The sequence below is a fragment of the Ligaoa zhengdingensis genome, from assembly GCF_014384885.1.
GTDB classification, from domain to species: domain Bacteria; phylum Bacillota; class Clostridia; order Oscillospirales; family Ruminococcaceae; genus Ligaoa; species Ligaoa zhengdingensis.
In genome coordinates this window covers 1-1,199 of the sequence record NZ_JACRST010000081.1, presented here as the reverse complement: position 1 = coordinate 1,199, position 1,199 = coordinate 1, and the positions used below count along the sequence as shown (strand labels likewise).

Here is a 1,199-nt window from a genome sequence, read left to right as displayed (position 1 = left end):
ATGAATTACATAAAGCCCGAACTGCTGATTCTGGCGCCGGTGTTGTACCTGCTGGGCGCGGGGCTAAAAAAGGCCCAGGCATTTGCGGACAAGTATATTCCGCTGGCGTTGGGCGCTGCCGGCGTGCTGCTGGCCGTCGTCTGGGTGCTGGCGACCACGGACATGACAGGTTACAAAGATGCGTTACAGGCCGTTTTTGTGGCGCTGACGCAGGGGATTCTCGCGGCGGGGTGCAGCGTGTATGTGAACCAGATCGCCAAGCAGGCAAAGAAACAATGAAAAGTAAATAGCAGAACCGGACGGTGATTTACCGCCCGGTTTTCTTTTGCCCAAAATAAATACATAAAGGAGAATGCATTTATGTTAGTAAAAATCACCGGAAAAGAAAACAACGAGATTTTAACCGCCAACAGCCGGGATATAGCGGAACATTTCGAGAAACAGCACAAGGACGTCCTTGAAGGAATCCGAAATCTCACGGCGGAAAATTCCGCCGTCAAATCCATGTTCATTGAGACGGCTTATGAAGTCCGCGGCAAGCAATATCCGCAATATGAAATGACGCGCGATGGATTCTCTTTGCTTGTGATGGGATTCACCGGATCAAAAGCGCTCGAATGGAAGCTCAAGTATATTACAGCTTTCAATGAGATGGAGCAAGAGCTGCGCCGCATCTACGCCGAACGCCGGAAGTGGGAGATTGAACGCGCCAAAGGCGTGATGATCCGCCACATCCTCACCGACACCATTAAAATGAAAATTGCGGACAGCCCCAATAAGAAATTCGCCTATCCGAATTACACCAAGATGATTTACAGGGCGATCTTCGGAAAGCCGCTCAAAGAATTGCAAGCTGAGATGGGCGTAAAGCCGAAAGAGAGCATCCGCGAATATCTGACCGCAGAGCAGCTCAAGGAAGTAGAAAGCCTTGAAATGCTGGTCAGTGGACTCATTAATGTCGGAATGGGATATGACGAGATCAAAGCGTTTGTGACTGAAAGATACAGCCCGACGCAGCTATTGGCGGGATAATAGAAAGGAGATAGACGCATGAACATCAAAGAACAGCTCATCCGTGTGAACCCCTACAGCCGGCCGGGGACGAAGATCAGGCCCACGAAGGTGATCGTGCACTATGTGGGCAACCCTGGCAGCACGGCGCAGAACAACCGGGACTACTTCGACAACCTTGCCACAAC

At 50.8% G+C, this 1,199-nt stretch carries 2 protein-coding genes; both read left to right on the top strand.

Annotation, left to right across the window (positions count from 1 at the left end; all coding sequences use genetic code 11):
* The coding region (locus H8711_RS13750) for a phage holin family protein (protein ID WP_249283896.1) at positions 1–279 on the top strand (279 nt) is incomplete at its 5' end.
* A gap of 81 nt (positions 280–360) precedes the next feature.
* Positions 361–1,032, top strand: a complete 672-nt coding sequence (locus H8711_RS13745; protein WP_249283895.1) for a Rha family transcriptional regulator — start codon at positions 361–363, stop codon at positions 1,030–1,032.
* Positions 1,033–1,199 lie beyond the last annotated feature (167 nt).